Raw genomic sequence first — 3,533 nt, forward strand, 5'->3', positions numbered from 1 at the left:
GTGAGCCCCTGTTGCGTACCTGGCCATAGCCAGATTATGCCCGAGAAGGCCTCCGCTTCGCCAGCCAGAGCTGGCTTCGCTCCGTGATGCCATTCATCCCCAGGCTTGAAAGCCTGGGGTTTTCTGGCATGTTTCGATAAAAAGCTTTCCTTCGCGATTTCGCCCTCGCGGGTACCGTTGAAGCAATCGTCCCGTCGAGGACCGCGCAAAGCCTGGCCGTTGGCCGATACCCCGAACCGCCTGGTCTCCCCGGAATTTGCTGAAAATCCGCAATCCCGACTCCGAAAAAAAGCATACAGCTTACGGTACCGATCAATATTGCGCCTCGATAGTCACCGGCCCGGGCAAGCCGCGCCAGCGGATGATCTCCTTGGCGGCATCGAAATCGCTCCAGGGCTTGCCGTTTAGCTTGACACTTTTAATCGGGGCGCCGCGCGGATGGCGAAGCCGCAGCCAGACGGAGGCGGAGGCCCGGCGGGTCGGCGGCTCGACCACCGCGGTGATCCTGCCGTGGTCCACATCGGAGACGATGCGATATGCCACCGGACCGAAATCGGTCGGCGCGTTCTTGACCGAAATCGTCAGGCCTTGCGCCAGCCAGTGCCGGGGCGTCGCCTTGGCCAGCCACAGGACGTCGCCATCCTCCCAGACCAGAAGAGAGCGGAACTGCTCCATGAAGTAGGACAGGGCGTGGCCGTTGCGGTATTTTCGGAATTCGCCTTTCTGGAACGCCTCGACCTGGCTCGGATCGGCGTTGTTCATGAAATGCTCCAGGAATCCGTATTCCGGGGTCGGCATGACAAAGGCGGCGTAGTTGTTCACCCACTGCCGCAGGAAGCTCGGGATCTCGTCGCGGCGCAGGTAGACGTTGGCCAGGAAGCTGTAGCCCAATTGGGGCGACTCCCCGCCCCAAAACCAGTCCTCCGCCTGCGGCCGGCCGAGATCGCGCCTCTTCCCGGCGAGGTGCTGAAAGCGATTCCCGCTGAAAAGATACGTCGGTCGGAGGGCCAGGACGTCCTCGCAGACGTCGAGATGGCCGTCCAGGCGGATATCGTCCGCTGCCGGGATCCCGACGGCATCCGCCATCGTCAGCGGCCAGTCGTCGTCCGTCATGGCGATCTGGACGACCTGCCCGATGGAGGGGCCGCGGACGTAGAAGATGGGCGGAATGTAGGAGCGATAGGTCCCGTTGCGCACCTGCATCACCGGCGCCAGGGTGATCGCCCGGTCGACGGCCTTGCGCAGCGCCTCCCGATACTTTTCGGCTTCCTCGCGGTATCGCCCCGCGAGGCCCGGATCGACCTCGGCCATCGCCTGGGCGAACCGGCCCAGCCCCTGGCAGTACCAGGCTTCGACGTTGACGTACCATTTCCACTCGCTCTGGCCCCAGGCGCAGTCGGCGATGTGCTGGGGCGGCTGCAGCCCCGCCACCAGAAGATTCTCGCGGCCGGGCCATCCGTTCAGATACTGGGTCCTCTGCCTAATAATCCACTCGGCGGCGGCCTGCATCCGCCATTGGTTCGCCTTGAACCAAGCCGTGTCGCCGGTCAGAAAAAAGTGCTCGGCCAGGTCGTAGAGAATGCGCCCCGTCCCGCCGTTGTGGACGAGCTCGTACGTCTCATATCCGGGATTGTCGAAGACGGCCGTCTCGTGGAAAAGCTTGCCGAGGCAGAAATTTCCCGATCCATCGACGAAGTCGCCGTCGGCGACGGTGCCGGACCGCTTGAGGAAGCCGTCCAGCCAGCCGGCCGCCGTCTCGTGGAGCCCCGCCGTATCCATGGCCCGGATCGGCCGCGGCGCTTCCAAGGCCAAATCCATATAAGTCAGTTCGCCGGATTTCAGATGCCAGGAGCCCGTCCGCCAGGCGTCGGTCCAGCGCTTCTCCGGCACCTCGACCTGCATCGGCGGATCCGGAACGGGCTTGTATGGCGGGAACGGCGTCCCGGGCGGCAACAGGGGCTTCTTGATCTCGGCCATCGCTTCTTCCCATGTCACCTCGCGACGGGCCCGGGTCATCTCCCGGACGCTGCGGACGCTCGACGCCGCCAGCTTGGCCGCGAAGGCGCGGCCGGTCGTGCGGGCTCCCGCCCGGGCCGCGAAAAAGCCGTATTCGGGGGCGTAGATGGGTCCCTTCTCGAGATCGTTCACCAGAAAGGTCATGCTGCCGGACTTCGTCCAAATCGTCAGCCGAGTGTCCCGCGGTTGGCCGGAGGGATATCTCGGCAGATTTTTCACCATCTCGATGGCCGGCTGGATATAAAGCACCGCAAGGGACACCCCCCGGCGGCGGGAATCCTCCGACCGCGAGGTCCAACCCGCGTCGCCGTCCTTGGCGGTGCCCGCATCTCCCGGCAAGGGAGCCACGGAGCCGACGAGGCCGAAGAAGCCCTCGACCCGGCCGTCATAGACCTGCTTTTCGGTTCCGGCTTGAAATCCCCATTCGATCTCCAGGTCCATCTGCTTCCAATTTTCGGGACCGTAAGCCCGAATCGCCGGAACGGGCCGAGGCGCGTCGGCGGCAGCGGCCGGGACGAAGACCGCGATCATATCGACGTCGGTCCAATCGCCGCGATAGGTCCAAGTCGAACCGTCCCCGGATATCTCGGGCGGTGCCGTGACCGGCAGATCCGACTGCCAGCCGAACCAGCCGTAGGGCGAGGGATAGACACGCAGCTCGACGCTCGCCGCGGGCGGCGGGCGAAGGGCGGCCGGCCATTGAAGTTCGACCCGGTTGAGCCGCATGCGCCCTTCCCAAAGCAGGGCCGCCTGCAAAGCGCCGAGCGGGGCCGGGTTCAGTTCGCCTCGCTCCCGGACCGTCTTGGCGGGGAGGAGCTGCCAGTCCCCTTCCACTTTCGGCCAGGGCTCTCCCTTCTTGCCGCTCCCCTGGGCCAGTAGAAGGCTCACCGGACGATAGACGCGGTCTAGCCGCTCCAGCCGCCGTAGGATGAATGCGGACTCAGGCTTGTCCTGCGTTTTGAGATCCGCCCGGTAGGCATACGCCCAGGGCGAAAGCTCGGCCGGCTTGCCGACGAGCTTGTTAAAATCCGTAGGGGCCTCAGCCCGCAGCCCGGGCACTGCGGCCAGGCCCAGGATAGCGCCGAGGACGCCGATCGCGGCCGCTCGCCGGAGCCGATCTCCACGGTCATTGTTTCCCGAAGGGCGCCGGCCCCGTCCCGAGAGCGTGCATGTCTTGCGGAGGATCATGCGGCCACGATATTTCCGGACGAGGACGGAGTCAAGCCGGACCGCCGCGGCTTGACAGGGCCTTCACCGCTCCGTTAGCATCGGCGCGACGCGCGGACGGCGGTCGACGGGCCGCTCCGCCGGGAAGGAACCCGCCCATGGTCCTGAAGAAAATCGTTATCGCGACAATTCTCCTGGCCTCTCTATTGGCCGCACGCGCCATGACGTCCGCGGCTCCCGAGCCGCTCGGCCTTTCATCTCGAAGTCGCGATACGGCGATTAATCTGCCGCCGTCGGACGAGCTCGTCACCGTCAAGTCCCTGCTGGGCGAGATGGTCGACTTCGAGAAT

At 65.2% G+C, this 3,533-nt stretch carries 2 protein-coding genes; one reads left to right on the plus strand and one right to left on the minus strand.

Annotated features, from left to right (window positions below; all coding sequences use genetic code 11):
- Nucleotides 1-312: 312 nt before the first annotated feature.
- The gene (locus NTZ26_02520; protein MCX6559366.1) at nucleotides 313-3,204 is read right to left on the minus strand and encodes a hypothetical protein; all 2,892 of its coding nucleotides are present in this window, start codon (nucleotides 3,202-3,204) and stop codon (nucleotides 313-315) included.
- Between the two features lie 137 nt (nucleotides 3,205-3,341).
- Here NTZ26_02520 and NTZ26_02525 point away from each other — a divergent pair.
- Nucleotides 3,342-3,533, plus strand: a 192-nt coding sequence (locus tag NTZ26_02525) for a hypothetical protein (protein MCX6559367.1), incomplete at its 3' end; no start/stop codon positions are given.

Source organism: Candidatus Aminicenantes bacterium (genome assembly GCA_026393855.1).
In the GTDB taxonomy this organism is placed as follows: domain Bacteria; phylum Acidobacteriota; class Aminicenantia; order Aminicenantales; family UBA4085; genus UBA4085.